Genomic DNA, 25,976 nt, shown 5'->3' on the forward strand with positions numbered 1-25,976 from the left:
GGCTGTGGGGCCGCCCGTCGATGTCAGAAATGAGGACAGTCCGATGGCTCTCCACACGCAGGAATCCCTCTCCGGGTTTATCGCCTCCGACCCGCAGCTCACCTACACCGAGCGCGGCGACGCGCGCCTGTACGTCAAGACCGGCCAGGAACACTACCGCCGTGAGGAGGACGGGTCGTTCACGCAGACCGAGACGACCTTCCACGACCTCGTCGCGTTCAAGAAGACCGCCGAACGCGCGCACGACCGCCTCGCCAAGGGCGACAAGTTCGTCGCAGAGGGCTACGTCCGCGAGTACGACCACACCACGCCGGACGGCGAAGTCGTCAAAGCCGAGGAGTTCGTGGCGAAGAAGCTCGGCCACGACCTCGCCCGCACCCGCTACGAGGTCAAGCGGACCCGCCGCCAGCCCGCCGTCACGCGAGAAGCCGCGGGGCAGTCCGTCGATGCCGAGGCGCGCCGCGAGGCCCGCAACGCCGCACCGGCGCTCGGACTCTGACCGGCGGTGACCATGATGAACGAGAACGACAGCGACGCGCCGGACCTGGGTGACGAGCCCGACCTCGATGAGGCGCCCGAGGAGTTCGAGGGGTCGTTGCTGCCCGAGCCGCCGCACCCTATCAACTGGAACCTCCTGACGAGCGAGGAAGCCGAGGCCGAGTGGCTGGAGCTGAATAAGTGGGTCAACTGGCTCCGCACGACATATGGTCTGCCCGCATCGGTGGTGCCGCCGTTCTGGCACCGCCACCCCGAGCTCGTCTGGGAGCTCTCGGCCCTGCACCTGCACTGGCTGGCCGCCTACGACAGCGAGCAGAACGCCTCCGCGCCGCTGGGCTGGCACCGCGACTTCGCCGACGCCAGACAGCGGCTCAGGGATTGGGTCGCCGCCTGCGGCACCCGCCTCGACCGAGACCGCCCCACCCGGCAGACCGTCTGGCCCGGCGAGGACCCGGCAGAGCCCGTCGAGGACCGGATCATCGCCAACCGCGACGAGGACTTCGTGCAGTTCGTCCTCGATGACGTCGCCGCCCGCAAGCAGGCCGAGGACGAGTTCTACGCCGGCCTCGACCCTGCCACTGGGGAGTTGCGCGACTGATGGGCACCTACGTCAAGAAGACCGACCGGCGCCGCTATGAGGACCGTTCATTCTCCGTACGCGCGGTACATCGCGAGGACGCCGACTTGCACAAGCTCGCCGAGGTTCTGATCCGGCTGACCTTGCAGGAGACCGGCCGATCGCGCGCCGAGCGTCGCGCCGCCGCAATACCGGAGACCTACCGTCCGGCAATGGTCGCCGACCAGGCATCCGGGTAGAATCGAGCACAAGCAAGCCTCGCGTCGACGTGGTGTTGTGGTCCCAAACCCCGCTCCGGCGGGCAACGTTTACGTGGCCGTTCCGGCCTAGTCCTAGAGCTTTCGGGCTTCCTCTCACGATCAGCACCCCTCGGGCGTTCAGCCCGAGCGCGAGGGCCGAGATTTCGTGAGAGCAGGCCCCCATGAGTACCACGTCCGCGCGCACTCCAGACCCGGTGCGCAGTCTCATCGAACCGCCCCAGGGCACCGCACTCGCGGTGTCCTACCTGCGCGTCTCCACCAAGGAGCAAGCCGAGAAGGGCGGCACCGATGAAGGCTTCTCCATTCCCGCCCAGCGCGAGGCCAACCGCCGCAAGGCCGAACAGCTCGGCGCGGTCATCGTGAAGGAGTTCATCGACGCGGGCGAGTCCGCCCGCAAGGCCGACCGGCCCGAGCTGATGCGGATGATCCAGTACGTCAAGCGCAACCGTGTCGCGTACTGCATCGTCCACAAGGTCGACCGGCTCGCCCGCAACCGCGCCGACGACGTAACGATCCACCTCGCCTTGCAGGAGGCCGGGGTCATGCTCGTCTCCGCGACCGAGAACATTGACGAGACCCCCAGCGGGATGCTGCTGCACGGCATCATGTCCACGATCGCGGAGTTCTACTCCCGCAATCTCGCCACCGAGGTCATCAAGGGCATGACGCAGAAAGCCGCCACCGGCGGCACGGTCGGCAAGGCACCGATCGGCTACCTCAACATCCGTTCCCGCGACGAGCTCGGCCGCGAAGTTCGCACGGTGCAGCTCGACCCCGACCGGGCACCGCTGATTGAGTGGGCATACAAGGCATACGCCTCCGGGAACTGGACCGTCAGCCAGATCCACGACGAGCTGACGTCGCGAGGGCTGGTCAGTCTTCCCACCCCGAAGCGGCCCTCGAAACCGCTCGCTGTGTCCTCGGTACACCGAATGCTGACGAACCCGTACTACAAGGGCGACGTGATCTACCGCGGCGTCGCCTACAAGGGTGCGCACCAGCCGCTCGTCCCGGCCGAGGTCTGGTACCAGGTGCAGTCCGTCCTCACCGCGCACAAGAGCGCATCCGAGGCAACCCAGGTGCACGACCACTACCTGAAAGGCACCGTCTACTGCGGGGCCTGCGGGTCCCGCCTCATCGTGTCAAACGCGAAGAACCGACACGGCAACGTCTACCCCTACTTCGTCTGCTCAGGGCGGCACTCCAAGCGGACCGACTGCACGAGGCAGGCCATCCTCATCGAGGACGTCGAGCACTTGATCGAGAACTACTACCAGCGCGTGCAACTCACCCCCGCCCGACGCGAAGCTCTGGCCGGGATGCTGCACCACGAGTTCGACCGGCTGATGTCCGCCGAAGCCGACGAACTCGCCCAGCTCACCGCGAACCGCGACCGCCTGGAGCACGAGCAAGACCGGCTCATGCAGGCCCACTACGCCGACGCGATCCCGCTCGCCGTCCTCAAACGGGAACAAGACCGCATCGCCGGAGAACTCGACCAGGTGAACCGCCGCCTCGACGCCCACCACGGCGAGTACACCGACGCCCGCGCGCACCTGGACGACGCCCTGAACCTGTTGGAGAACTGCGCCGACATCTACGCCCGCTGCGACGACGCCAACCGGCGCCTGTGCAACCAGGCCTTCTTCACCAAGGTCTACATCGAGGAGGACGACGAACTGCGCGTCGAGAACAACCGGCCCTTCGAGATGCTGCTCGACCCCGAGGTCAACGCCGACGCGCTCACCTGGGCAGAGAACGCCGACAAGGCCCGAACCCCAGCCCTTGATTCCTCGGGCCAAGGTTCGAGCCTTGTGCGTTGGGTGCCCCCAGCGGGACTCGAACCCGCACTGAGCCGATTTTAAGTCGGCTGCCTCTGCCGATTGGGCTATGGGGGCGACGCCCCATCCTAGGTGCGCGGCGGCCTCAGGCGGTCGCGCGGCAGCGGGCCAGGACGTCGTCGAGCATCGCCTCGGTGAGCCGGCCGGTGAAGGTGTTCTGCTGGGAGACGTGGTAGCAGCCGAGCACGCTGACGCGCCGGCCGCTGGGCGAGGTGACGACCGCCTCGGCGCCGTGCCCGAAGGCCGGGCGCGGCCGGGGCACCTGCCAGCCGAGGGCGACGAGGGCCGCGAGGGTGGCCTGCCAGGCGATGCCGCCCAGGGCGAGCACCGCCGTCGTCGTCTCCTCGACGAGGACGATCTCGCGGTGCAGCCACCCCGCGCACGCGGCCCGCTCGTCCGGGGTCGGCTTGTTGTCCGGGGGCGCGCAGCGCACCGCCGGGACCATGCGTGCGCCGGTGAGCTCCAGACCGTCGTCGGCCGACACGGAGGTGGGCTGGTTGGCGTACCCGGCGCGGTGCAGGGCGGCGAAGATCCAGTCCCCGGAGCGGTCGCCGGTGAAGAGGCGGCCGGTGCGGTTGGCGCCGTGGGCGGCCGGCGCGAGGCCGACGACGAGCAGGTGCGCGGCCGGGTCGCCGAAGCCGGCTGCCGGGCGGCCCCAGTAGGTCTCCTCGGCGTAGGCCCGCCGCTTGACGTCGGCGACGTGCTCGCGCCACGCGACGAGGCGCGGGCAGGCGCGGCAGACGGTGGACCGCGCGTCGAGGGTGCGGAGGTCCGGGCTCCCGGCGGCTAGGCGCCGCACGCCGGCCGCGGACCGCGCCACGGGCGTCTGCGGCGTGGCGACGTCGCCCGGCCAGCCGCTGCCCGGTGGGACGAAGCTCATCGCCCCATCATGCCGCGCCCGCTCAGCGCAGGCTCAGCGCGATGCCGTCGAGGATGTCGTGCTCGCTCGTGCGCACGGTGGGCAGGTCGCCGGTGGCGCGCGCGACGGTGGCGACGACCTCGCCCCAGATGAGCGCGCCGGCGCCGATGACGTCCACCCGCCCCGGGTGCATGAAGCCCATGGCCGCCCGCTCCTCGCGGGTGGAGCGCAGCAGCGCCTCGCAGGAGGCGAGGACGGTCTCGGTGGGCAGCTCGGCGCCGTCGATGCTGGCGCGGTCGTACGCGGGCAGGCCAAGGGCGTGAGCAGTGACCGTGGTGACGGAGCCGGCGACGCCGACGACGGTACGCACCTCGCTCAGCGGCACCTCCGTCTCGGCTTCCGCGAGGGCCTCGCGCAGGTCCTGCCGGGCGGCCTTGACCTGCTTCGGGGTGGGTGGGTCTGCGCGCAGGTGGCGCTCGGTGAGCCGCACGCTGCCCATCTCGATCGAGACGCCCGCGTGGGGGACGTCGTCCCCGACGACGAGCTCGGTCGAGCCGCCGCCGATGTCGACGACGAGCAGCGGGCGGGCCTGGTCGGCGCCGATGACGCTCGCCGCACCGGCGAAGGACAGCGCCGCCTCCTCCTGCCCGCTGACGACCTCGGGCTCGACGCCGAGCAGCGAGCGGACGCCGTCGACGAAGGTGTGCCGGTTCCCGGCGTCGCGGGTGGCGGAGGTGGCGACGAAGCGGGTCGCCTCCACCCCGTGCTCCGAGCAGGTCGCGGCGTAGCGGCGCACGGCGGCGAGGGTGCGGTCGAGGGCGGCGGGGTCGAGCATCCCGGTGCGGTCCACGCCCTGCCCGAGGCGCACAACCTCCATCTCGCGGACGACCTCGACGAGCGGCCCGCGGCGCGAGACGTCGGCGATGAGGAGGCGGATGGAGTTGGTCCCGCAGTCGATGGCGGCGACGCGCGTCATCGCTCGGCCCCCTCGTGGCAGGTGCACCGGTCCGGCCGCCACCGTGGCCGGATGCGTTCCAGGGCCTCGTCACCGAGCGGGTTGACGCCGGGCCCGACGGCGAGGGAGTGGCCCACGAGGACGTGGAGGCACTTGACGCGGGTGGGCATGCCGCCGGCGGAGATGCCCTCGATCTCCGGGACGGCACCGAGCTCGGCGCGGCGGGCGAGGTAGTCCTCGTGGGCGGCGGTGTACGCGGCGGCGAGCTCCTCGTCGGTGGCCAGGCGCTCGGTCATCTCGCGCATGACGCCCTCGGCCTCGAGGGTGCTCACGGCGCGCACGGCGCCGGGGGCGGTGAGGTAGAACGTCGTCGGGAAGGGGGTGCCGTCGTCGAGGCGCGGCGCGGTCCGCACGACCAGGGGGCGGCCGCAGACGCAGCGGGCGGCGATGTCGACGACGCCGCGCGGGGGCCGACCGAGCTGCTCGGCCAGGACCTCGAGGTCCGCGGGCGTCACGGTCGGGGAGACGGGCTGCGCGTCGGTCACCGGGAGATTGTCCCCCACGGAGCGACGGGCGACGAAACCCTCAGCCCTCCGGCGGGGCCTCCTGGCCGGGGACCGCCTGGCCGGCCATCGAGACCGACTCCCACAGCGCGAGGTACCACGGGGCGTCGGACATGCCCGGCACACCGGACTCCTCTGCCTCCTCGGCGGTGTCCTCCCCGAGGACCGTCTCGGGGTCGACGAGCCGGAAGGTCTGCTGCCCCGGCATGACGTAGCCGAGCCGGTCGCGGGCCTGTGCCTGGACGAAGGTCTCGTCCTGCCACTGCTCGAGCTCGAGCTCGAGGGCGGCGTTGCGCTTCTCGGCGGCCACGATGTCGGCGTTGAGCTGGCGCAGCTGCTCCTGCTGCTCCACCGCGTGGCGCAGCGTGGGGGCGAGGACGATGAAGGCGACGAGCAGGACGATGAAGAGCCCGAGGCCCCGCAGCGTGATCGTCGGACTGGTGGCCTCCTCGCCGGGGTCGTGCTGCGCGGCGCGGGCCGCGGGGGCGGCCGGGGAGGGCCGGGTGGAGCCGGTCGCGCGGCTCGGGCCGGCGGGGCGGCCCGGCGCCGGGGGCCGGTGGTCGCCGCCGCGCCGCGCACCGGCCGGGCGCGCGGAGGCGGGGCGCGCCGAGCTGGGCCGCGCGGCACCACCGGTGCCGCGCCGACCGGTCGGGCGGCGCGCTGTCATGCCCTCATCGTCCCTCACCCTCGGCACGGCGCCCGGTAGCGCGGGCACGTGAGTTGCGAACAGCCCGGCCCCCGCGAAGGGGGCCGGGCCGGTGTGCGCGGTTGCTCAGGCGCGCGGGAAGGCGGAGCGTCCGGCGTAGACGCCGGCCTCGTCGAGCTCCTCCTCGATGCGCAGGAGCTGGTTGTACTTGTTGATGCGCTCGCCGCGGGCGGGCGCGCCGGTCTTGATCTGGCCGGCGTTGACCGCGACGGACAGGTCGGCGATCGTCGTGTCCTCGGTCTCGCCGGAACGGTGGGACACCATGGCGGTGAAGCCGTTGCGCTGGGCGAGGGAGACGGCGTCGAGGGTCTCGGTCAGGGTGCCGATCTGGTTGAGCTTGACCAGCAGCGAGTTGGCCGAGCGCAGCTCGATGCCCTTGGCCAGACGCTCGGGGTTGGTGACGAACAGGTCGTCGCCGACGATCTGGGTGCGCGTGCCGATGGCGGCGACGAGCTCGGCCCAGCTGTCCCACTCGTCCTCGCTCAGCGGGTCCTCGATGGACACGAGCGGGTAGTCCGCGACGAGCTGGCTGTAGTACGCGACCATCTCGGCCGGCGTCGTGGCCTTGCCCTCGAACTGGTAGGCGCCGTCCTTGAAGAACTCGGTCGAGGCGACGTCGAGCGCCAGGGCGATGTCCTCACCGGGCTTGAAGCCGGCCTTGTCGATGGCCTCGAGGATGAGGTCGAGCGCGGCGCGGTTGCTCTCGAGGTTGGGGGCGAAGCCGCCCTCGTCACCGAGGCCGGTGGCCAGGCCGCGGCTCTTGAGGACCGACTTGAGGGAGTGGTAGGTCTCCGCACCCCAGCGCAGCGCCTCCTTGAAGGTGGCGGCGCCGACGGGTGCGACCATGAACTCCTGGATGTCGACGTTGGAGTCCGCGTGGGACCCGCCGTTGAGGATGTTCATCATCGGGACGGGCAGCACGTGGGCGTTGGGGCCGCCGACGTAGCGGAAGAGGGACAGGCCCGCGCTCTCGGCGGCGGCGCTCGCCACGGCGAGGGAGACGCCGAGGATGGCGTTGGCGCCGAGCTTGCCCTTGTTGGGGGTCCCGTCGAGCTCGATGAGGGTCTGGTCGATGATGCGCTGCTCGCTGGCCTCGAGGCCGAGGACCTCGGGCGCGATCTCGTCGACGACGGCGTTGACGGCGTCCTGGACGCCCTTGCCGAGGTAGCGGCCCTTGTCGCCGTCACGGCGCTCGACGGCCTCGAACGCGCCGGTGGAGGCGCCCGAGGGCACTCCGGCGCGGGCGATGGTGCCGTCGTCCAGTGCGACCTCGACCTCCACGGTGGGGTTGCCACGCGAGTCGAGGATCTCGCGTGCTCCTACGGCCTCGATGCTGGCCACGGATGTCTCCTTCATGTCGACGTCTGACTTGTCGCGGTCCACGATAGTCGCGCTGCCGCGCGGGGCATCGGGACCTCCGTCAGGTGGGACCCTGCCGGCGCCGGTCGTGGAGCTCCCGGAGGTGGGCGCGCAGGGCGGCCTCGGCGTCGACGCCGGCGGCGTCCGCCCGCAGGACCAGGCTCATGAGCTCGCGTCCCAGCGCCGCCTCCTGCCCGGAGGGCGGGGCGCCCAGGAGCGTGTCCTCCTCCACACCCTCGCGGCGCAGCCGGCGGGCGACCTTCTGCGCGCGGGCGAGGGCGGGCAGGGCGAGCGGGATGCCGGCGAGGACGTCCTCACCGTTGCGCTCGACCTTCTTGATCTCGTGCCAGGCCACCTCGACGTCCGCGGCCGAGCGGACGCCGTCGGCCTGTGCGAAGACGTGCGGGTGGCGGCGGACGAGCTTGTCGAGGAGGACCTGGGCGACGTCGTCGAGGTCGAAGGGGTCGGTCGGGTGCTCCTCAGCGACGCGCGCGTGGAAGACGACCTGGAGGAGGAGGTCGCCGAGCTCGCCGCGCAGGGCCTCGCGGTCGTCGGACTCGGCGGCCTCGGCGAGCTCGAAGGCCTCCTCGACGGCGTAGGGCGCCAGCGAGCGGTGGGTCTGCTCGGCGTCCCAGGGGCAGCCGCCGGGCGAGCGCAGGCGGTCCATGGCCGCCACGACGGCGGCCAGGACCTCCCCGCGGGCGGTCACCCGAAGGGGGTGGCCGGCGGGGTGGTCTCGGCGATCCAGGGCAGGGTCTGCGGGACGATCTGGCCGCTGGGGTCGAAGTCGCCGTAGCGGGGGCTCACCTCGACGACCGCCTGGCTGATGCGCTCGTTGATCTCCTCCGCGGCGCGGGAGCCGTCGGGGGCGGTGGCGAGGCGCTGGTTGACGAGCGTCATGAGCGCGACGTCGATGACCCCGCTGCCGTAGCCGTCCTCCGGGGCGGTGAGCCCGGCGGCCTCGGCCTGCTGGTCGAGGAGGGCGACGGCCTCGTCCTCGGAGGCGCCGATGCCGAAGGAGGAGCCGACCTCGATGAGGACCGGAGCCACGACGAGGGTGCCGAGCATGGCGGCGGCGTCGACCTGCTGGCCGGTGACGGCGGCGAAGTCCGAGACCGCGCGCTGGAGCTCGGTCTCGGTGATGCGCTCGCCGTCCACGACCGCCGCGGCACCGGGGTTCGCGGAGCAGCCCCCGAGCGTGAGCGCGGTCAGCAGGGCGGCTGCGGCGATGCCGCGGCTCAGCCTCGTCGATGTCACCGTGTTACCTCCCTCGTCCGGCCGGCGGCGCACCGGCCCCCACCATCGTACGGGAGGCGGCACAGTGCCCCGGCCCTCAGAGGAGGTCGTGGTTGGTGGCGCCGCAGCTCTCGCAGAACAGGTGGCGGGTGCGGCTGGGGCCCCCGGCCTCCGGGCAGTAGACGTCGATGCCGTCGCGGTCGATGTCCTCGGCCGCGGGGCGCTGTGCGGTGGCAGTGCTCATGTCATCTCCTTCCCTCGCCCCCACTGTCACACCGACCACCGACATCCCCACGGCTGCCACGCCGCACGCGCCCCCGTTGCGCCGGGCGGGGCGGGGCGGGAGGTCAGGCGGTGGCGACCTGGGCGGCGGCGGCCACGGAGTCGGTGAGGACCGCCTCGATGAGCTCCCCCGCCCACACGAGCAGGGCGGCGTCGTGGAGCGGTTTGCCCGCGACCTTCGCCGTCATGGGGAATGGGACGAGGATCGTGCGCACGGCCGGCTTGAGCACCGTGCCCGGGTAGAGCCGCTTGAGGCGCAGCTGGGCGGACTCGGGCAGCTCGACGGGCGCGAAGCGCACGTACTTGCCCTGCGCGGTGATGTCGCTCAGGCCCACGGCCCGGGCCCGCATCCGCAGCTGGGCGACGGCGAAGAGCCGCTCGACCTGCTCGGGGACGGGACCGTAGCGGTCGGCCAGCTCGGCGCGCACGGCCTCGACCGCGGCGTCGTCGTCGGCGGCGGAGATCTTCGCGTAGGCCTCCAGCCGCAGCCGCTCGTGCTCGATGTACTCGTGCGGCACGTGCGCGTCGACGGGCAGCTCGATGCGCACGTCGGCCTTCTCCTGCTCCTTCTCCCCGCGGAACTCCGCAACCGCATCGGCGACCATCCGGATGTACAGGTCGAAGCCGACCCCGGCGATGTGCCCCGACTGCTCCCCGCCGAGGAGGTTGCCCGCCCCGCGGATCTCGAGGTCCTTCATCGCCACCTGGATGCCGGCACCGAGCTCGGTGTGGGAGGCGATGGTCGCGAGCCGGTCGTGCGCCGTCTCGGTCAGCGGCTTCTCCGGCGGGTAGAGGAAGTAGGAGTAGGCGCGCTCGCGCCCGCGGCCCACCCGCCCGCGCAGCTGGTGCAGCTGGGACAGGCCGAAGGTGTCGGCGCGGTCGACGATGAGGGTGTTGGCGTTGGAGATGTCCAGGCCGGTCTCGACGATCGTCGTGCAGACGAGGACGTCGAACTCCTTGTTCCAGAAGTCCTGGATGACGTTCTCCAGCTGGTGCTCGCCCATCTGCCCGTGGGCGACGGCGACCCGCGCCTCGGGGACGAGCTCGGAGATGCGCGAGGCGGCCCGCTGGATCGAGGAGACCCGGTTGTGGACGAAGAAGACCTGCCCCTCCCGGAGCAGCTCGCGGCGGATCGCGGCCGCGACCTGCTTCTCCTCGTAGGGGCCCACGTAGGTGAGGATCGGGTGGCGCTCCTCCGGCGGGGTGGCGAGCGTCGACATCTCCCGGATGCCGGTGATCGCCATCTCCAGGGTGCGCGGGATCGGCGTCGCGCTCATCGCGAGGACGTCGACGTCGGTGCGCAGCTGCTTGAGCGTCTCCTTGTGCTCGACGCCGAAGCGCTGCTCCTCGTCGATGATGACGAGCCCGAGGTCCTTGAAGCGGACCTCCCCGGTGATGAGGCGGTGGGTGCCGATGACGACGTCGACCTTGCCCGAGCTCAGCCCCTCCCGCGTCTCGGCCGCCTCGGCGGCCGACTGGAAGCGTGACAGGGCGCGGATCTCCACCGGGAAGCCGGCGTAGCGCTCGGAGAAGGTGTCGAAGTGCTGCTGGACGAGCAGGGTCGTGGGCACGAGCACGGCCACCTGCTTGCCGTCCTGGACGGCCTTGAACGCGGCCCGCACAGCGATCTCCGTCTTGCCGTAGCCGACGTCGCCGGACAGCAGGCGGTCCATGGGCATCTCCCGCTCCATGTCCCGCTTGACCTCGTCGATCGTCACGAGCTGGTCGGGCGTCTCGACGTAGGGGAAGGCGTCCTCGAGCTCGCGCTGCCACGGGGTGTCGGGGCCGAAGGCGTGCCCCTTGGTCGAGGAGCGCGCGGCGTAGAGGCGGATGAGCTCGGCGGCGATCTCGCGGACCGCCTTGCGGGCGCGGCTCTTGGTCTTGGCCCAGTCCGCGCCGCCCATCTTGTTGACGCTCGGTGCCTCGCCGCCGGAGTACTTCGTCACCTGGTCCAGGGAGTCGGTGGGGACGAAGAGCCGGTCCCCCGGCTGGCCGCGCTTGGAGGAGGCGTACTCGATGACGAGGTACTCGCGGGTGGTCGCGTCCTTGCCGCGGCCCACGGTGCGCTGAATGAGCTCGACGAACTTGCCGACGCCGTGCTGCTCGTGGACGACGTAGTCGCCTGGCCGCAGCGCGAGCGGGTCGACGACGCCGCGGCGGCGCGAGGGCATCTTGCGCATGTCGCGGGTCGAGGTGCCGGCCCGGCCGGTGAGGTCGGCCTCGGTGACGACGGCGAGCCGCAGCTCGGGGGCGACGAAGCCGCGCGGGACGGACGCCGTCGTCACGAGGACGACGGCGGTGGGCGGCTCCTCGACGACGTCCTCGACCTGGCGTGCGGGCACGTCCGCGTCGGCGAGCTGCTCGACCATGCGGCGGGCGGGTCCGGGTCCCTGGGTGGTGACGAGCAGCCGCCACCCGTCCTGGGTGAGGGCGCGCAGGTCTGCCAGCGCGCGCGGGAGGTCACCGCGGTAGGGCTCGACGTCGCGGGCGGCGACGGCGGCGGTCTCCTCGCCGTCCTCGTCCGGCGCGTCGGGCATCTCCGCGGACAGGCTGGTGAGGTCCCACCAGCCCAGCCCGCGGCGGCGGGCGAGGTCGTGGGTGTCCTCGAGGGTGGCGAAGGAGGCGCTACGCAGCTCCACCGGCGTCGTGCCGCCCGCGGCGGCCGAGGCCCAGGCCGCGGCGAGGAACTCCTCGGTCGTGGCGACGAGGTCGTGGGCGCGGCGGCGGATGCGCTCGGGCTCGGACATGAGGACGAGCGCGTTCTCCGGCACGAGGTCGAGGACGGGCTCGAGGCCGTCGACGAGGAGCGGGGCGAGGGACTCCATGCCCTCGACGGCGATGCCCTCGCTCAGCCGCTCGAGCATGTCCGCGGCGCCGGGCATGTCCGCGACGAGTGCCTTCGCGCGGGCGCGGACGGCGCCGGTGAGGAGCATCTCGCGGGCGGGCGGCGCCCACAGGCCGTGGTCGGCGACGTCGAGGCTGCGCTGGTCCGCGACGGAGAACCAGCGGATCTCCTCGACGGTGTCGCCCCAGAACTCCACGCGCATCGGGTGGTCCTCGGCGGGCGGGAAGACGTCGAGGATGCCGCCGCGGACGGCGAACTGCCCGCGGGACTCGACCATGTCGACGCGCGAGTAGGCGGCCGCGGACAGCCCGGCGGCGACGTCCTCGAGGCTGCGCTCGTCGCCCACCTCGAGCTCGACGGGCTCGAGCTCGCCCAGCCCCTTGATGACCGGCTGGAGGAGCGCGCGCACCGGCATGACCAGCACACGGATCGGCCCGGTGCGCCCGGCGCCGGGGTGGGCGAGCCGGCGGAAGACGGCGATGCGGCGGGCGACGGTGTCGCTGCGCGGGGACAGGCGCTCGTGCGGGAGGGTCTCCCACGCGGGCAGGACGGCGACGTCGTCGTGCGGGAGGAAGTTGCGCACGGCGGCCGCGGCGTCGTCGGCCTCCCGTCCCGTGGCGGTGACGACGACAACGGGCCGGTCCGCGCCGTCGTCGGCGCCCGTGATCGCGGCGACGAGAGCCGCACGCACGCCGAGCGGGATGCTCACCACCCGCTCGCCGCCGTGCTTCGCCGCGGCGGCCGACTGCGCGAAGGCGGGGTCGGCGAGGAGCGGGGGGATCAGTCCGGTGAGTCGCATGGGTCCTCGACAGGTGGGCAGCACAACGGCCCCGCGTCCGGGAGGGACGGCGGGCAACCCGTCGATTCTACGGTCCCGGCGCGTTGCGGCACCGTGGCGGGCGGCCGTTCCGCCCAGAGCGCAGCGGCCGCCCGGGAAGGCAGGTCCCGTGCCGCTGCGGCACACTGGGCCGATGGCGCGCTACGTCGAGCTTCACCCCCAGGACCCGCAGCCCCGTCGCCTGTCCCAGGTGACCGAGGTGCTGCGCGACGGCGGTCTCATCGCCTACCCCACCGACTCCGGGTACGCGCTGGGCGCCCGGCTGGGCAGCAAGGACGCCCTCGACCGGATCCGCACGATCCGGCGGCTGGACGACAAGCACCACTTCACGCTCATGTGCGCGACGCTCGCACAGGCGGGGACCTTCGTCATCCTCGACAACGCGAACTTCCGGCTGGTGAAGTCGCTGACGCCCGGGCCCTACACCTTCATCGTCAAGGCGACGAAGGAGGTGCCGCGGATGATGCTCCAGCCGAAGAAGCTCACCGTCGGGGTGCGGGTGCCCGACCACCGGGTCGCGCTCGCGCTGCTGGCCGAGCTCGGGGAGCCGATGCTCACCTCGACGCTCATCCTGCCGGGGAGCGCCGAGACGATGTCGGAGGGCTGGGTCGTCAACGACGAGATCGGCCACCTCGTCGACGTCGTCGTCGACGCCCCCGTGACGTCGGTCGAGCCGACGACGGTCGTCGACCTCACCGGCGGGGCGCCCGAGGTGGTGCGGGCCGGGGCGGGAGACACCTCCCGCTTCGAGTGAGCCTCAGGCGGTGTGGAGGCGCAGCTGCGCCTTCTCCAGGCCCTCGGTGACGACCCGCTCGACGGCGTCGGCGGCCTCCTCGAGCGTGACGAGCAGCTCGGGACGCTCGGGCGGCGAAAAGTCGCGCAGGACGAAGTCGGCCGCGTCCATCCGGCCCGGCGGGCGCCCGATGCCCACGCGCAGGCGGACGTAGTCCTTGGTCCCGATGGCGCTGGAGATGGAGCGCAGGCCGTTGTGGCCGCCCTCCCCGCCCCCACGCTTGAGCTTGAGCGTGCTCGGCGGGAGGTCGAGCTCGTCGTGGACGACGAGGAGCCGCTCCGGGGGGATGTCGTAGAAGCGCAGCAGCGCGCTGACCGGCTCGCCCGACAGGTTCATGTACGTGCCGGGGATCGCGAGGACCACCCGGGGGCCGGGCGCCCCGCCGGGCAGCACGCCGAGGCGCGCGTCGGCGACGTGCGCGCGAGCCTTGTGGCCGGTGAGGGAGGTGCCCGCGCGGCGGGCGAGGACGTCGATGACCATGCGCCCGACGTTGTGCCGGTTGCCCGCGTACTTCGGCCCGGGGTTGCCGAGCCCGGCGACGAGCCAGGTGTCGTTCATTGTCCTTCTCTCCCTGCACAGACGTGAGCCCACGTCACGCCCGGAGGCGTGACGTGGGCTCAGGGCATCAGGCCTCGGAGGAGTCCGCGCCGGCGGAGGCGCCCGCCTCGGCGGAGGCCTCGTCGGCGGCCAGGTCGTCGGCCGAGACGCGCGGGGTCGAGATGATGACGACCTCGTGCTCGGCGTCGTCGTCGATGGTGGCGTCGTCCGGGCGGGGGATGTCGCTGACGCGCACGATGGTGCCGTCCTCGAGACCCTCGATGTTGACCTCGACGACCTCGGGGATCCGGGTCGCGGGGACGGTCACGGTGAGGTTCTGCAGCTCGATCTGGTGGATCGTGCCGGGGGCCGACTCGCCGACGACGTGGACGGGGACCTCGACGGTGACCTTCTCGCCCTTGCGGACGATGACGAGGTCGACGTGGTCGATGGTGCGGCGGACCGGGTCGCGCTGGATGTCCTTGGCGAGGGCGGTCTGCTCCTTGCCGTCGATGACGAGCGTGAGCAGCGCGTTCGGGTTGTCCTTGAGCGCGAGGAAGGTCGCGTGGGACTCGAGCGCGAGGTGCTGCGGGGCGGCGCCGTGCCCGTAGAGGACGGCCGGGATGAGGTTCGCGCGGCGGGTGCGGCGCGCGGCGCCCTTGCCGAACTCGGTGCGGACAGAGGCGTTGAGGGTGTGGGTGTCGGCCACGGGAGTCTCCTGTTGGGCGTCGGGTCGGCGGCAGCGCCAGGGCGCGGGAGGACACGCGGCACCCGCAGGCACCACCGCGTCGATCACGGAGCCGGTGTCCGAACTCCCTCGCCGAGGCAACCTGTCAATGGTACCCGACGCGCGACCACCCGATCGAGCGCAGGTGAACGTGACGACCGCTACCCGCACCGCAGGCGCGCTCGGCGACTTCACCTGCGGTCGCTGCCCGGGATGAGGCCGGCCGATGCCATCAGGCGCGCGAAGGTCTCGAGGCGGTAGGCCTCGTCCCAGATCCAGCGCGCCACGTCGTTCCCCAGCCGGCGCAACCGGTCCTCCCGCTGCTTCTCCTTCCAGAGAGCCTCGCGCGCATCCTCGTCGGAGCCCGTGATCTCGCGTCCGAACTTCACGAAGCCGTCGAACTCTCCGCACAGGCCGAGCTCCGGCCACCAGAAGTCGGTGCGGCCGATGAAGCCGTTCTCGTCGAAGAACTCCTCCTGCAGCACCGGTAGGGGCACCGCCAAGGTGATCATCTGCGGCTCAGTGACTCACCGACAGACTCAGCGCGTCCGTCTGCGTGCTCGACGACAGCACGGGCACGCTGGATGCCCCGAGTGCCTGCGAGCCGCTCGACCTCGGCCTCGAGCTCCGCGGTCGTCACGAGGCCGTGCCTGAGTGCGTGGTCGGCGCTCGTCAGTCCTGAGGCGAAGCTCCGCACCCGTGCCAGGTCCACGACGGTGCGCGGCGCCGATGTCACGGCGATGCCGTCGACGAGAACCACCTCGGGCACGTGCCGGGTCCCGTGGCGCACCACGTGGGCGCTGCCACGACCTCCGGAACCCGCCTCCTCCACGACGTGTGTGACCGTCGGCCACGGACCGACGACGGGAAGCCCGAGCAGGACCGCTGCCGACTCGCGGGCCACCGGTGCCGTGACCTTCATGGACTCGACTGTTGCCCGGACGTAGAGCTCGTACCGCCGCTCCTTCCCGGCGGCTTCCCACTCCGGACGTGGCAGATAGGTGCCGTGCCGGACCTTGACGAACTCGGAGGCGTTCCTCCTGGGGTCGACACCTCGCGAGACGGCCTGGCGCGTTCGGATCAGGGTGGGAGGCAGCTGGTTCATCGAGCCAGCGTCGGGCACCTCCCGCTCACCCGGCCCGGAGGAGGCGCGGTCCGGTGGAACGCTCGCCACCCGCCGTCGCCTGTGGAGCATCCCGGGCGAACCCTCACCGGTCACCAACCACCCCCGTTACCTTCTAGCTATCCCTCGGGGAGTGATGTTTCGGGGGTGCTGGCCTGTCGGGCTCGGTATGGCTCTTTGCCCCCAGTCGTTGATGATCCGGGGGGTGTTGCCGCCGAGGCCGATAGGTGGCTGGTGATCGCTGATAGGGGCCGGGCCAGACACCCTCACCCGGGGGTGCGGAGTCGCCTTCGTAACGTGGATGCCGACGTCAGCCACCGCGGACAGTCCAGCGTCATTGGTCCAGGGCGGTGAGTTACGGAGGTCAGGCATGATCCAGGAACACCACCACATCGAGGTCTTCGTCGGTCTCGACGTCGGTAAGAGCGAGCACCACGCGGTTGCCTTGGACCGGACCGGGAAGGTCCTGTTCGATAAGCCGCTGCCCAACGACGAGGGGAAACTGCGCGCGATTCTGGCGAAGCTCGCCACTCACGGGCCGGTCTTGATGGTCGTGGACCAGCCCGCCACGATCGGCGCGCTGCCGCTGGCTGTCGCCCGCGACGCCGGCGCCACGGTCGGGTACTTGCCGGGGCTGTCAATGCGCCGGATCGCCGACCTACACCCGGGCAACGCCAAGACTGACGCCCGCGATGCGCTCATCATCGCCGAGGCCGCACGGACCATGCCTCACACGCTGCGGTCGATAGAGATGGCCGATGAGCAGATCGCCGAGCTGGCGATGCTCTGCGGCTTCGATGACGACCTGCGCGGGCAGATCACCGCCACGTCTAACCGGCTGCGAGGGCTGCTGACCCAGATCCATCCCGCACTCGAGCGGGTCCTGGGTAAGCATCTGGACCACCCGGCCGTGCTCGACCTGATCCAGGCCTGGCCGACCCCGGCAGACCTCAAGACGGCCGGCACCAAGCGCATCGCCACCCGGCTGACCAAGCGAGCCCCGCGCATGGGGAGGCGACTCGCCGAGGAGATCACCGCCGCGTTGGCCGAGCAGACCGTGGTCGTCGCCGGCACCAGCGCCGCCGGGGTCGTGCTGCCGCGCCTGGCCGCCCAGCTCGCCGAGCTACGCGCCCAGCGCGACGACATCGCGGCAACGGTCGAAGAACTGGTGCGCGACCACCCTCTTCACCCGGTCCTGATGTCTATGCCGGGCAATGGCATCAGGACCACCGCACGGCTCCTGACCGAGCTCGCCGGGAAGAACTTCACCTCCGCCGCACACATGGCCTCCTACGCCGGCCTGGCCCCCGTCACACGCCGCTCTGGCACCTCCATCCGCGGCGAGCATCCCAACCGGGCTGGCAACAAGGTCCTCAAACGCGCACTGTTCCTCGCTGCCTTCGCCTCCCTCAGCGACCCGGTCTCCCGCCGCTACTACGACCGCAAACGCGCCGAGGGCAAGAAGCACAACCAGGCACTCATCGCACTAGCACGCAGACGCTGCGACGTCCTCTACGCCATGCTCCGAGACGGCTCCCTCTACGACGCCCCGACACCCCTAGCCGCTTGACAAAGGAGATAGGGGCACCCCCCCAACACGCGAGCGCAGGCGAAAGTGACGACCGCGGGTGTCATGACACCCGCGGTCGTCACTTTCGCGTGCGCTCGGCTCCGGAGGAAGGCGGCGGCCTCCCCAAGACGGGCCTTACGCGTTGCCGTCGAAGAGGCTGGTCACCGAGCCGTCGTCGAACACCGCGCGGATGGCGCGGGCCAGGAGCGGGGCGATCGGCAGCACCGTGAGCTGGGGGAAGTGCTTGCTCGCGTCCAGCGGGAGGGTGTCGGTGATGACGACCTCGCGGGCGCCGCACTCGCTCAGCCGCTGGGCGGCCGGGTCGGAGAGCACGCCGTGGGTGGCGGCGACGATGACGTCCCGCGCCCCGGCCGCCTTGACCACCTTGACGGCCTCGGCGATCGTCCCGCCGGTGTCGATGAGGTCGTCGACGAGCACGCAGGTGCGCCCCTCGACCTCACCGACGACGCGGTTGGCCACCGCCTGGTTCGGCTTGGTGATGTCGCGAGTCTTGTGGACGAAGGCCAGCGGCCCCCCGCCGAGCTTCTCGGCCCACTTCTCCGCCACGCGGATGCGGCCGGCGTCCGGGGAGACGACCGTGACGTTGCTCGTGTCGACCCGCGAGCGGACGTAGTCGGTGAGGATCGGCATCGCCCACAGGTGGTCGACCGGCCCGTCGAAGAAGCCCTGGACCTGCGCGGCGTGCAGGTCGACCGACATGAGGCGGTCGGCGCCGGCGGTCTTGAACATGTCGGCAATGAAGCGCGCGGAGATGGGCTCGCGGCCGCGGTGCTTCTTGTCCTGCCGCGCGTAGGGGTAGAAGGGCGCGATGACCGTGATCCGCTTGGCCGAGGCGCGCTTGAGCGCGTCGACCATGAGCAGCTGCTCCATGAGCCACTGGTTGATCGGCGCCGTGTGCGACTGGAGCACGAAGGCGTCCGAGCCGCGCACGCTCTCCTCGAAGCGGACGTAGATCTCACCGTTGGCGAAGTCGTAGGCGGTGGTGGGGACGAGCTCGGTGCCGAGCTCGTCGGCGACGGCGCTCGCCAGTGCGGGGTGCGCCCGTCCGGACACAAGGACGAGTCGCTTCTCGCCGCGTGAGGTGATGCCTGTCATCGCTCGGTGCTGCTCCCGGTCGTGTCGGAGGTGGCCTCGCCGTCGCGGGGGACGGCGGTTCCGTGGTTACCGCGGGCCAGCTCGGCCCGAGCCTGGGGGGAGAGCTCGCGCTCGTCGTCGGCAGCGAGCGCCTTGCTCGCGGCCTCCGCCGACGGCGTGCCGGGCCGGCGGCGCAGCACCCAGCCCTCGATGTTGCGCTGGGTCATCGAGTTGACCGCCAGCGCGCCGGGCGGGACGTCCTTGAGCAGGACGGTGCCGGCACCGGTGTAGGCGCCGGCGCCGACGGTGACGGGCGCGACGAACATGTTGTCCGAGCCGGTGCGCGCCCCGTTGCCGACCTTCGAGCGGTGCTTGTTCACGCCGTCGTAGTTGACGAAGACGGAGGCGGCACCGATGTTCGTGCCCTCCCCGATCTCCGCGTCACCGACGTAGGACAGGTGCGGGACCTTGGAGCCGGCGCCGATCTGCGCGTCCTTGGTCTCGACGAAGGTGCCGATCTTGCCGCCCTCGCCCAGGACGGTGTCCTGGCGCAGGTAGGCGAAGGGACCGACGGTCGCGCCCGCCCCGACCCGGGCGCTGAAGCCGTGGGTGCGCACGACGGTGGCGTCGGCACCGACGACGACGTCCCGCAGGGTGGTGTCCGGGCCGATCTCCGCGCCGTCGTCGACGCTCGTCGCGCCGTGCAGCTGGGTGCCGGGGTGGATGGTGACGTCGCGGCCGAGGCGGACGTCGACGTCGATCCACGTCGTGGCGGGGTCGACGACCGTGACGCCGGAGCGCATCCACTCGGTGACGATGCGGCGGTTGAGCTCGGCGCCGAGCTCGGCGAGCTGGGCGCGGTCGTTGACGCCGGTGACGAGCCACTCGTCCTCGACGACGAGCGCGCGCACCCGCTTGCCGTCGCGGTGGGCGAGGGCGACGACGTCGGTGAGGTAGACCTCGCCCTGGTCGTTGGCGTCGTCCACGCGGGTGAGCGCGTCGCGCAGGACCTCGGCGTCGAAGACGTAGACCGAGGCGTTGATCTCGTCGATCTCGCGCTGCTCGGCGCTGGCGTCGCGCTCCTCGACGATCGCGACGACGTCGCCGCTCTCGTCGCGCACGACGCGGCCGTAGCCGTAGGGGTCGGGCAGGCGGGTGCTGAGCAGGGTGACAGCGTTGCCGTCGGCCTCGTGCGCCGTCAGCATCTGCTGCAGGGTGGCGGAGTCGAGGAGGGGCACGTCCCCGGCGGTGACGACGACGGGGCCCTCGAGCCGTCCGCCGCTGGACGCGGTGACGCCCGACAGGAGCGCCGCACCGGCCTCCTCGAGCCCGTCGAGGACGCCGAGCGCGCACTGGACCGCGCGGCCCGTGCCGGGCACGGCGTCCTGGTCGACGACGACGACACCGGGCAGCTGCTCCTCGGCGTGCGCGGCGACGGTGTCCCGCTCGTGACGGACGACGACGGCGAGGCGTCGCGGCTCGAGCTCGGCACCCGCGCGGAGCGTGAAGCCGAGGAGGCTGCGCCCGCCGATGCGGTGGAGAACCTTGGGGGTGCGGGACTTCATCCGGGTTCCCTCACCTGCGGCAAGGACGATGACGGCGGCTGGCTGGGCACTCACGCGTGTCGGCTCCCTCGTCGGGTCCTGCTCGGGGCGGTCCCCGGGCTTTGTGCGCTCACCACTCTATCCCGGCGCGCGGCGCCCGGGCCCGCGGTCCCTGGCCGCCGCCGGGCTCCGCCCCCAGGATTCGAACCCGGACCTCAAGGCACCAAAGGCCTGTGTGCTGCCGTTACACCAGGGCGGACCGCGCCGCGCGACGGCGCAGCGCCCAGTGTGCCAGGCCGGGCAGGCGCGCCGCCGCCGCCCGCGTCGTACACGGCATGATGGGTCGGTGACCAGTGACCGATCTCGCACCTCTCGCGCCCGCATGACCGCCAGCCAGCGGCGCGAGCAGCTGCTGGCCGTCAGCCGCGAGCTCTTCGCCGAGAAGGGCTTCGAGGGGACGAGCGTGGAGGAGATCGCCTCGCGCGCGAAGGTCTCCAAGCCGGTGGTCTACGAGCACTTCGGCGGCAAGGAGGGCATGTACGCCGTCATCGTCGACCGCGAGCTGCAGCAGCTGCTCGCCGCGCTCAGTGGCGCCCTCGAGTCCGGCGGGCACCCCAAGCGCATCGTCGAGCGCACCGCGCTGGCGCTCCTCGAGTACATCGAGCTCAACACCGACGGCTTCCGCATCCTCGTGCGCGACTCCCCGGTCGCGCAGGCGACCGGCACCTTCTCCTCGCTCATCGGGGACGTCGCCACCCAGGTGGAGCACCTGCTGGCCGAGCAGTTCCGCCGTCGGGGCCTGCCGACGAGCACCGCACCGATCTACGCGCAGATGCTCGTCGGGATGATCGCGCTCACCGGCCAGTGGTGGCTCGAGGCGCGCAGCCCCGACCGGGAGACCGTCGCGGCGCACCTCGTCAACCTCTCGTGGAACGGGCTGCAGTCCCTGGAGAAGAACCCGCGGCTGACCGGTCTGCCCGACTCGTCGCCGGGCTGAGCGGGTCCACCGTGGTGTCCGGGGCGTGCCCTAGACTCGCCGCGAACAGCGCCCGGCGACCACGGAAGAGGCCATGCCGCAACTCGAGTTCGACCACCTCAACAAGGCCTACGGATCACTCCGGGCCCTCACCGACCTCACCTTCGCCGTCGACGCCGGGGAGATCTTCGGCTTCGTGGGGTCCAACGGCGCCGGCAAGACGACGGCGATGCGCATCGCCCTCGGCGTGCTCGCCGCGGACTCTGGTGAGGTGCGCTGGAAGGGCCAGCCCCTCGACCTCGACATGCGCCGCCGCGTCGGCTACATGCCCGAGGAGCGGGGCCTGTACCCGAAGATGAAGGTCGGCGAGCAGCTCGTCTACCTCGCCCGCCTCCACGGCATGGACGAGAAGCAGGCGACCGCCGCGATGGAGCAGTGGACCGAGCGCCTGGGCGTCGCGGCCCGCCGCGGGGACGACGTCGAGAAGCTCTCGCTCGGCAACCAGCAGCGCGTCCAGCTCGCCGCCGCCCTCGTCCACGACCCCGAGATCCTCGTCCTCGACGAGCCCTTCTCCGGCCTGGACCCCGTGGCCGTCGACGTCATGAGCGGCGTGCTGTCCGAGCGCGCCGCCGCCGGCGTCCCCGTCATCTTCTCCTCCCACCAGCTCGACCTCGTCGAGCGGCTGTGCGACCGCGTGGGCATCGTCCGCGCGGGCCAGATGGTCGCCGTCGGCACCAAGGAGGAGCTGCGCCGCACCCCCAACGCCCGCTGGCGCGCCGTCGTCGACGGCGCCGCCGCCGGCTGGGCGCGGATGGTGCCCGGGGCGCGGGTGCTGTCCGACGACGGCCGCGAGGTCGTCGTCGAGCTCACCGGCCACGAGGCGGGGGTCGAGCAGCCGCTGCTCACCGCCGCCACCGCCGCGGGGCAGCTCCGTGAGTTCGGACCGGTCGTGCCCTCGCTCGCCGACCTCTTCCGTGGCGTCGTCAGCGAGACCGAGGAGAAGGACGCAGCATGAGCAGGCAGAACGGCACGAGCCGCAACTCCACCCTCGCCAACGTCGGCATGGTCGCCCGCCGCGAGGTCAAGGCGCGCTTCTTCACGAAGTCCAACCTCATCTCGCTGGCGATCATGGTCGTCGTCATCGTCGTCGGCATCTTCGTCCTCGACTACTTCGCCAACCGGGACGACGACGGCGCCGCGGACTTCACGGTCGGGGTCGAGAGCTCGGTCGCCGAGCTCGAGCCCCAGCTCACCGCCGCGGGCACCGCCCTCGGCACGACGATCGAGGTCGAGGAGCTCACCCGCGAGGACGCCGAGTCCCGGCTCACCGAGGACCTCGACGCCTTCCTCGGCGGGGACCCGGCCCGCCCGGAGATGCTCGTCGAGGAGGAGGCCGACCAGCAGCTCCTCGGCCTCGTCACCAGCGCCGTCCAGGCGCACGTCCTCTCGGCCCAGGTGAGCGAGCTCGGCGGGGACCCGCAGGCCTTCAACGAGGCCCTCGCGACTGCCGGCCCGCAGGTGGCGAGCGTCGAGACCGAGGAGGAGGGCGCCGACTTCGGCCCCCGCTACCTCGTCGGCTTCATCTCGATCTCCCTGCTGCTCTTCGCGCTCATCGGCTCCGGCTCGCTCATCGCGATGGGCGTCGTCGAGGAGAAGACCTCGCGCGTCGTCGAGATCCTCCTCGCGACCATCCGCCCCTCCGAGCTGCTCGCCGGCAAGATCCTCGGCATCGGCGTCGTCGGTCTCGCCCAGGTCGTCGCCCTGGGCGCGGCCGCGGCGATCCCGGCCTGGGTCACCGGGCTGCTCGAGGGCTTCCAGATCGACCTCGGGACGGCACTGGTCCTCGCGCTCGTGTGGTTCGTCCTCGGCTTCATCCTCTTCGCCGTGCTCTTCGGCGGCTTCGCGGCGCTCATCTCGCGTCAGGAGGAGATCGGCGCGGTCACCACGCCGCTCATGTTCCTCATGTTCGTGCCGTTCTACCTGGCGATCATCATGGTCACCTCGGACCCGGACGGCACCGCGGTCCGCGTGCTGTCGCAGATCCCATTCTTCGCGCCGTTCATGATGCCGGTGCGCAGCGCCTTCGGTGGCGTCGAGACCTGGGAGATGCTCCTGGCCATCGGCATCGCGCTCGCGACCATCCCGGTGCTCGTGTGGATCGCGGCGCGCGTCTACCGCCGCGGCGTCCTCCACACCGGTGGCCGGATGAAGCTCGCCGACGCCCTGCGCGGCTGAGACTCACCGCCCGTACACGCCGAGAGCCGGACCCCTCTGGGAGGGGTCCGGCTCTCGGCGTGTACGGGGGCTCAGCGAGCCCTGTCGAGCAGCTGGCGCAGGACCGCTGCGGGCTCCCCCGGGTCGCTCAGGGTGACGGTCGCCGCGCGTCCGTTGCGCCGCTCGACCTTCATGCCGGGGCCACTGCGGAGGACCAGGGCGATCTCGCCGCGCCGACGCCTCACGCCCCACCCGCCCCACTCCGAGGCAGCCACGTCGACTGTCTGTACCGAGAGCACGTCGCCCAGCGGGACGGACACCAGGCTCGGTCCGACAGCGGCGGGGCGCGCCGACAGACCCCGGTGATCGACCGTGACCCGGACGAACGCCAGGCTGAGGACGGCCACCACGACCGCGGCCGCCACGACCCCCAGGCCCACCGCCCAACCCGTGCCCGCGTCCAGCGCGGCGACGACGCCGATCCCGAGAGCGCCGGCGGCGACGACTGCCGCACCGACCATCGGCACCGAGACGACCAGCCGTGACCAGGCGGGGTGCGCGCCGGCCGGTAGGGGCCGCCGCGACTCGTCCCCGGCTGCGGCCTCGGCCGGCCTCGGCACGACGCTCCTGAGCAGGAGCCCGTAGAAGAGGAACGCGACAAGGGGCACGAACCAGGCGTTGAGCTCGGCGCCGCGGGCGTCTCCCGCGGCGTTGGTGAGTCCCGCCGGGACCAGCCACACCGCCATCGCCACCCCTGACGCGGAACCCGACGCCAGGAGTGCAGCCCTCCTCCTGAGCGGCGTCACCGCCGGACGGACGAACGGCACGGCGACCAGGAAGCCGAGCACCGACACCACCTGGGCGAGGAGGTAGACGGGGAAGGCGTCGACCACGCCGTCCACCTGACCGCGCGCGTCCCAGTGCACGGCCAGTTCGCCGACCTCACCCCAGGCGGTGAACGACGTCGCGATCGCCACGGCGGGAAGGGCGGCCAGGAGAGCCGCGGCCGAGAGGCGAGCAATGCTCGGACGGTCCGTCATACCGAACCCGCGTTCTCGAGCTCGGCGACCGGCTCCGAGCCCGGCTCCGGCTCTGAGCCCGGCTCCGGCTCGGGCCGATGCTCGCGTCGCCGCACTCTCCATCGGCGCAGGTCGTCCAGGACGATGGCGACACCGGGTGCGGCTGCCGCGAGAACGGCTCCGATCATGATGAACCCGAAGCTGAACAGGCCGATCACCACGACGATGCCAAGATGCAGCGCGGCGCTGATCGCCCAGGCGACTGCCGGCACCCGCCGAGGCAGGAGGATGAGGACCGCGATCGCGCACTCCCCGACGATGGTCCCCCACGTCACCGCGAGGGCGACACCGGGAAGCGAGGTGGCCCACATGACGAGGTCACCGAGGATCCCCGCACTGCCGAACCACTCCATCCTCGTCACGTAGTAGATCGCCGAGCCCTCCTGCCACTCACCGACGGAGATCTTGGACAGGCCGCTGTTGAGGTAGATCCACGCGATCTGCAGCCGCACCGCCCACATGGCACCGACGCCGACCGCGGCGCGGACGCTCGTCACCGACGTCTCCTCCCTCGGCCGCTGCCAGTACCACAGCCGGTTGTGACCGAGCGAGACGAACGCGAGGAAGATCGTCACCACCTGGGCCACGTAGTCGCCGCCATCGGGAAGCGAGATCGCCTGGGCGAAGGAGAAGCTCAGCCAGGCGTGGACGAATCCCGACACCTGGGGCAAGAACCCGCTCGCGACCCAGACGAGGGCGACGACGACGGCGATGCTCACTGCCTGCTCGGCCCCGTCGAACCAGCAGTACGGGGACAGGAACACAAGCGTCCTGTCGCACGTGGACATTGCCTCCCCGCCGGCGACGGGGACGAACAGTGCCGAGGCCGGGGTGAGGAGAAGGATCGAGATCTGGGCCAGGGCAATGATCGTGCGTCCTGCTGCCAGCGGCAGGTGCCAGCCGGAGTACGCCCGGACCTGGCGCTCGACAGAAGCGTTCCAAGCTCTCAGCACGTGACCTCCAAGTGGGCTGCCTGGACGTCGAGGCGCCAGCCGTTGTACAGGTCCTGGTACGGGAACGCGACCGGCTTCGTCTCGGCGATGATGACGGACCCGCACAGCGTCTGGGCGGGGTAGTCGTTCACGATCTCGAAGGCCTCACTCTGCGCCGCACGGACCAGGCAGTCCTCGTCCGGCTCCTCGTCGCACTGCACCCAGTGCTCGACGGGGACCGGGTTGGACAGGTTCGCCATCTCCGGCCCCTGCGCCCGCTGAGCGCGCTTGATCCCGAACCAGTTCTCGGACCGCGCGTTCGGAAAGCTCGACGCGGACGTGATGGTCCCGTCCTCGACGGCGTAGGCGATGATCTCGGGGTCGGACGGCGGTTTGGTGAAGAACGGCCAGCTCTCGGGCAGGACGGTGACGAGCACCTCGCGGAATGGACTTCCGTCTCGCGGATACAGCACGGTGCTGGGTAGCGACACGAAGATGGCACTACCCAGCACCAGTGCTGAGACGAGAAACGAGACCGTCGCGGCGATAGTCTGTTTCGTCATGGTC

At 71.7% G+C, this 25,976-nt stretch carries 27 protein-coding genes and 2 tRNA genes; 9 read left to right on the forward strand and 20 right to left on the reverse strand.

What is annotated here, in order from left to right; translation table 11 throughout:
- The first annotated feature begins 43 nt into the window (after window positions 1–43).
- From AA0005_RS16385 to AA0005_RS16400, 4 genes are all read left to right on the forward strand, one after another.
- Window positions 44–499, forward strand: coding sequence for a single-stranded DNA-binding protein (locus tag AA0005_RS16385; RefSeq protein ID WP_413451170.1), 456 nt, complete (start codon window positions 44–46; stop codon window positions 497–499).
- Window positions 500–511: 12 nt separating this feature from the next.
- Window positions 512–1,096, forward strand: coding sequence for a hypothetical protein (locus AA0005_RS16390; protein WP_211346259.1), 585 nt, complete (start codon window positions 512–514; stop codon window positions 1,094–1,096).
- On the forward strand, window positions 1,096–1,314 hold the full coding sequence (locus AA0005_RS16395) for a hypothetical protein (RefSeq protein ID WP_144317201.1): 219 nt from the start codon (window positions 1,096–1,098) through the stop codon (window positions 1,312–1,314). The genes AA0005_RS16390 and AA0005_RS16395 overlap by 1 nt, the downstream gene beginning before the upstream one ends.
- 182 nt (window positions 1,315–1,496) lie before the next feature.
- Window positions 1,497–3,200: a recombinase family protein gene (locus AA0005_RS16400; protein WP_413453114.1), complete on the forward strand. Its 1,704-nt coding sequence runs from the start codon at window positions 1,497–1,499 to the stop codon at window positions 3,198–3,200.
- Here the strand turns inward: AA0005_RS16400 and AA0005_RS16405 are convergent.
- The 10 genes from AA0005_RS16405 to mfd form a co-directional block, all read right to left on the reverse strand.
- Window positions 3,160–3,233: transfer RNA gene (locus AA0005_RS16405), tRNA-Leu, on the reverse strand. The genes AA0005_RS16400 and AA0005_RS16405 overlap by 41 nt on opposite strands.
- A 28-nt stretch (window positions 3,234–3,261) precedes the next feature.
- Window positions 3,262–4,056 carry a uracil-DNA glycosylase gene (locus AA0005_RS16410; protein WP_413451171.1) on the reverse strand — a complete coding sequence of 265 codons (795 nt, stop codon included), beginning with the start codon at window positions 4,054–4,056 and terminating at the stop codon, window positions 3,262–3,264.
- 22 nt (window positions 4,057–4,078) lie between these two features.
- The gene (locus tag AA0005_RS16415) at window positions 4,079–5,011 is read right to left on the reverse strand and encodes an exopolyphosphatase (protein ID WP_413451172.1); all 933 of its coding nucleotides are present in this window, start codon (window positions 5,009–5,011) and stop codon (window positions 4,079–4,081) included.
- On the reverse strand, window positions 5,008–5,535 hold the full coding sequence (locus AA0005_RS16420; RefSeq protein ID WP_413451173.1) for a DUF501 domain-containing protein: 528 nt from the start codon (window positions 5,533–5,535) through the stop codon (window positions 5,008–5,010). Before AA0005_RS16420 ends, AA0005_RS16415 begins: the two co-directional genes overlap by 4 nt.
- 40 nt (window positions 5,536–5,575) lie before the next feature.
- A complete protein-coding gene (locus AA0005_RS16425) occupies window positions 5,576–6,220 on the reverse strand; it encodes an FtsB family cell division protein (RefSeq protein WP_413451174.1) in 645 nt (214 codons plus the stop codon).
- Between the two features lie 105 nt (window positions 6,221–6,325).
- Window positions 6,326–7,600 carry a phosphopyruvate hydratase gene (eno, locus tag AA0005_RS16430; RefSeq protein WP_413451175.1) on the reverse strand — a complete coding sequence of 425 codons (1,275 nt, stop codon included), beginning with the start codon at window positions 7,598–7,600 and terminating at the stop codon, window positions 6,326–6,328.
- A 79-nt stretch (window positions 7,601–7,679) separates the two neighbouring features.
- Window positions 7,680–8,327, reverse strand: coding sequence for a MazG family protein (locus AA0005_RS16435; protein WP_413451176.1), 648 nt, complete (start codon window positions 8,325–8,327; stop codon window positions 7,680–7,682).
- Entirely contained in the window at window positions 8,324–8,875 is a 552-nt protein-coding gene (locus AA0005_RS16440; protein ID WP_413451177.1) for a hypothetical protein, read from the reverse strand. The genes AA0005_RS16435 and AA0005_RS16440 overlap by 4 nt, the downstream gene beginning before the upstream one ends.
- Before the next feature lie 76 nt (window positions 8,876–8,951).
- The gene (locus AA0005_RS16445) at window positions 8,952–9,098 is read right to left on the reverse strand and encodes a hypothetical protein (protein WP_413451178.1); all 147 of its coding nucleotides are present in this window, start codon (window positions 9,096–9,098) and stop codon (window positions 8,952–8,954) included.
- 103 nt (window positions 9,099–9,201) lie between these two features.
- Complete coding sequence (gene mfd, locus AA0005_RS16450) at window positions 9,202–12,780, reverse strand: transcription-repair coupling factor (protein WP_413451179.1); 3,579 nt, start codon at window positions 12,778–12,780, stop codon at window positions 9,202–9,204.
- A 172-nt stretch (window positions 12,781–12,952) separates the two neighbouring features.
- Between mfd and AA0005_RS16455 the strand changes: the two genes are divergently transcribed.
- Window positions 12,953–13,573, forward strand: coding sequence for an L-threonylcarbamoyladenylate synthase (locus AA0005_RS16455; protein WP_413451180.1), 621 nt, complete (start codon window positions 12,953–12,955; stop codon window positions 13,571–13,573).
- Window positions 13,574–13,576: 3 nt separating this feature from the next.
- On the opposite strand, the gene pth is transcribed toward AA0005_RS16455, so the two are convergent.
- The 4 genes from pth to AA0005_RS16475 all read right to left on the reverse strand — a co-directional run bounded on the left by pth (window position 13,577) and on the right by AA0005_RS16475 (window position 15,981).
- Complete coding sequence (gene pth / locus AA0005_RS16460; protein WP_413451181.1) at window positions 13,577–14,170, reverse strand: aminoacyl-tRNA hydrolase; 594 nt, start codon at window positions 14,168–14,170, stop codon at window positions 13,577–13,579.
- Between the two features lie 67 nt (window positions 14,171–14,237).
- Window positions 14,238–14,858 (reverse strand): 50S ribosomal protein L25/general stress protein Ctc, encoded by a 621-nt coding sequence (locus AA0005_RS16465; RefSeq protein ID WP_413451182.1) that lies wholly within the window; start codon window positions 14,856–14,858, stop codon window positions 14,238–14,240.
- A gap of 209 nt (window positions 14,859–15,067) precedes the next feature.
- Window positions 15,068–15,361: a hypothetical protein gene (locus AA0005_RS16470; RefSeq protein WP_413451183.1), complete on the reverse strand. Its 294-nt coding sequence runs from the start codon at window positions 15,359–15,361 to the stop codon at window positions 15,068–15,070.
- A 23-nt stretch (window positions 15,362–15,384) separates the two neighbouring features.
- A complete protein-coding gene (locus AA0005_RS16475) occupies window positions 15,385–15,981 on the reverse strand; it encodes a hypothetical protein (protein WP_413451184.1) in 597 nt (198 codons plus the stop codon).
- Window positions 15,982–16,369: 388 nt separating this feature from the next.
- Between AA0005_RS16475 and AA0005_RS16480 the strand changes: the two genes are divergently transcribed.
- Entirely contained in the window at window positions 16,370–17,569 is a 1,200-nt protein-coding gene (locus AA0005_RS16480) for an IS110 family transposase (RefSeq protein ID WP_413450582.1), read from the forward strand.
- Between the two features lie 135 nt (window positions 17,570–17,704).
- Here AA0005_RS16480 and AA0005_RS16485 read toward each other — a convergent pair whose 3' ends face one another.
- The 3 genes from AA0005_RS16485 to AA0005_RS16495 form a co-directional block, all read right to left on the reverse strand.
- On the reverse strand, window positions 17,705–18,685 hold the full coding sequence (locus AA0005_RS16485) for a ribose-phosphate diphosphokinase (RefSeq protein ID WP_413451185.1): 981 nt from the start codon (window positions 18,683–18,685) through the stop codon (window positions 17,705–17,707).
- The gene (gene glmU, locus AA0005_RS16490; RefSeq protein ID WP_413453115.1) at window positions 18,682–20,229 is read right to left on the reverse strand and encodes a bifunctional UDP-N-acetylglucosamine diphosphorylase/glucosamine-1-phosphate N-acetyltransferase GlmU; all 1,548 of its coding nucleotides are present in this window, start codon (window positions 20,227–20,229) and stop codon (window positions 18,682–18,684) included. The genes AA0005_RS16485 and glmU overlap by 4 nt, the downstream gene beginning before the upstream one ends.
- Window positions 20,230–20,395: 166 nt before the next feature.
- A tRNA-Gln gene (locus AA0005_RS16495) sits at window positions 20,396–20,467 on the reverse strand.
- Between the two features lie 123 nt (window positions 20,468–20,590).
- Between AA0005_RS16495 and AA0005_RS16500 the strand changes: the two genes are divergently transcribed.
- The 3 genes from AA0005_RS16500 (at window position 20,591) to AA0005_RS16510 (ending at window position 23,419) form a co-directional block, all read left to right on the forward strand.
- Complete coding sequence (locus AA0005_RS16500) at window positions 20,591–21,205, forward strand: TetR family transcriptional regulator (protein WP_413453116.1); 615 nt, start codon at window positions 20,591–20,593, stop codon at window positions 21,203–21,205.
- A gap of 73 nt (window positions 21,206–21,278) precedes the next feature.
- The gene (locus tag AA0005_RS16505) at window positions 21,279–22,199 is read left to right on the forward strand and encodes an ABC transporter ATP-binding protein (RefSeq protein WP_413451186.1); all 921 of its coding nucleotides are present in this window, start codon (window positions 21,279–21,281) and stop codon (window positions 22,197–22,199) included.
- Entirely contained in the window at window positions 22,196–23,419 is a 1,224-nt protein-coding gene (locus AA0005_RS16510) for an ABC transporter permease (RefSeq protein ID WP_413451187.1), read from the forward strand. Before AA0005_RS16505 ends, AA0005_RS16510 begins: the two co-directional genes overlap by 4 nt.
- Before the next feature lie 71 nt (window positions 23,420–23,490).
- On the opposite strand, the gene AA0005_RS16515 is transcribed toward AA0005_RS16510, so the two are convergent.
- From AA0005_RS16515 to AA0005_RS16525, 3 genes are read right to left on the reverse strand one after another with little or no spacing between them, the layout of a single operon-like run.
- Window positions 23,491–24,438 (reverse strand): hypothetical protein, encoded by a 948-nt coding sequence (locus AA0005_RS16515; RefSeq protein WP_413451188.1) that lies wholly within the window; start codon window positions 24,436–24,438, stop codon window positions 23,491–23,493.
- On the reverse strand, window positions 24,435–25,430 hold the full coding sequence (locus tag AA0005_RS16520) for a sporulation-delaying protein SdpB family protein (protein WP_413451189.1): 996 nt from the start codon (window positions 25,428–25,430) through the stop codon (window positions 24,435–24,437). The genes AA0005_RS16515 and AA0005_RS16520 overlap by 4 nt, the downstream gene beginning before the upstream one ends.
- Complete coding sequence (locus AA0005_RS16525) at window positions 25,424–25,972, reverse strand: SdpA family antimicrobial peptide system protein (RefSeq protein WP_413451190.1); 549 nt, start codon at window positions 25,970–25,972, stop codon at window positions 25,424–25,426. Before AA0005_RS16525 ends, AA0005_RS16520 begins: the two co-directional genes overlap by 7 nt.
- Window positions 25,973–25,976 lie beyond the last annotated feature (4 nt).

Source organism: Georgenia phoenicis (assembly GCF_047302425.1).
GTDB lineage: Bacteria > Actinomycetota > Actinomycetes > Actinomycetales > Actinomycetaceae > Oceanitalea.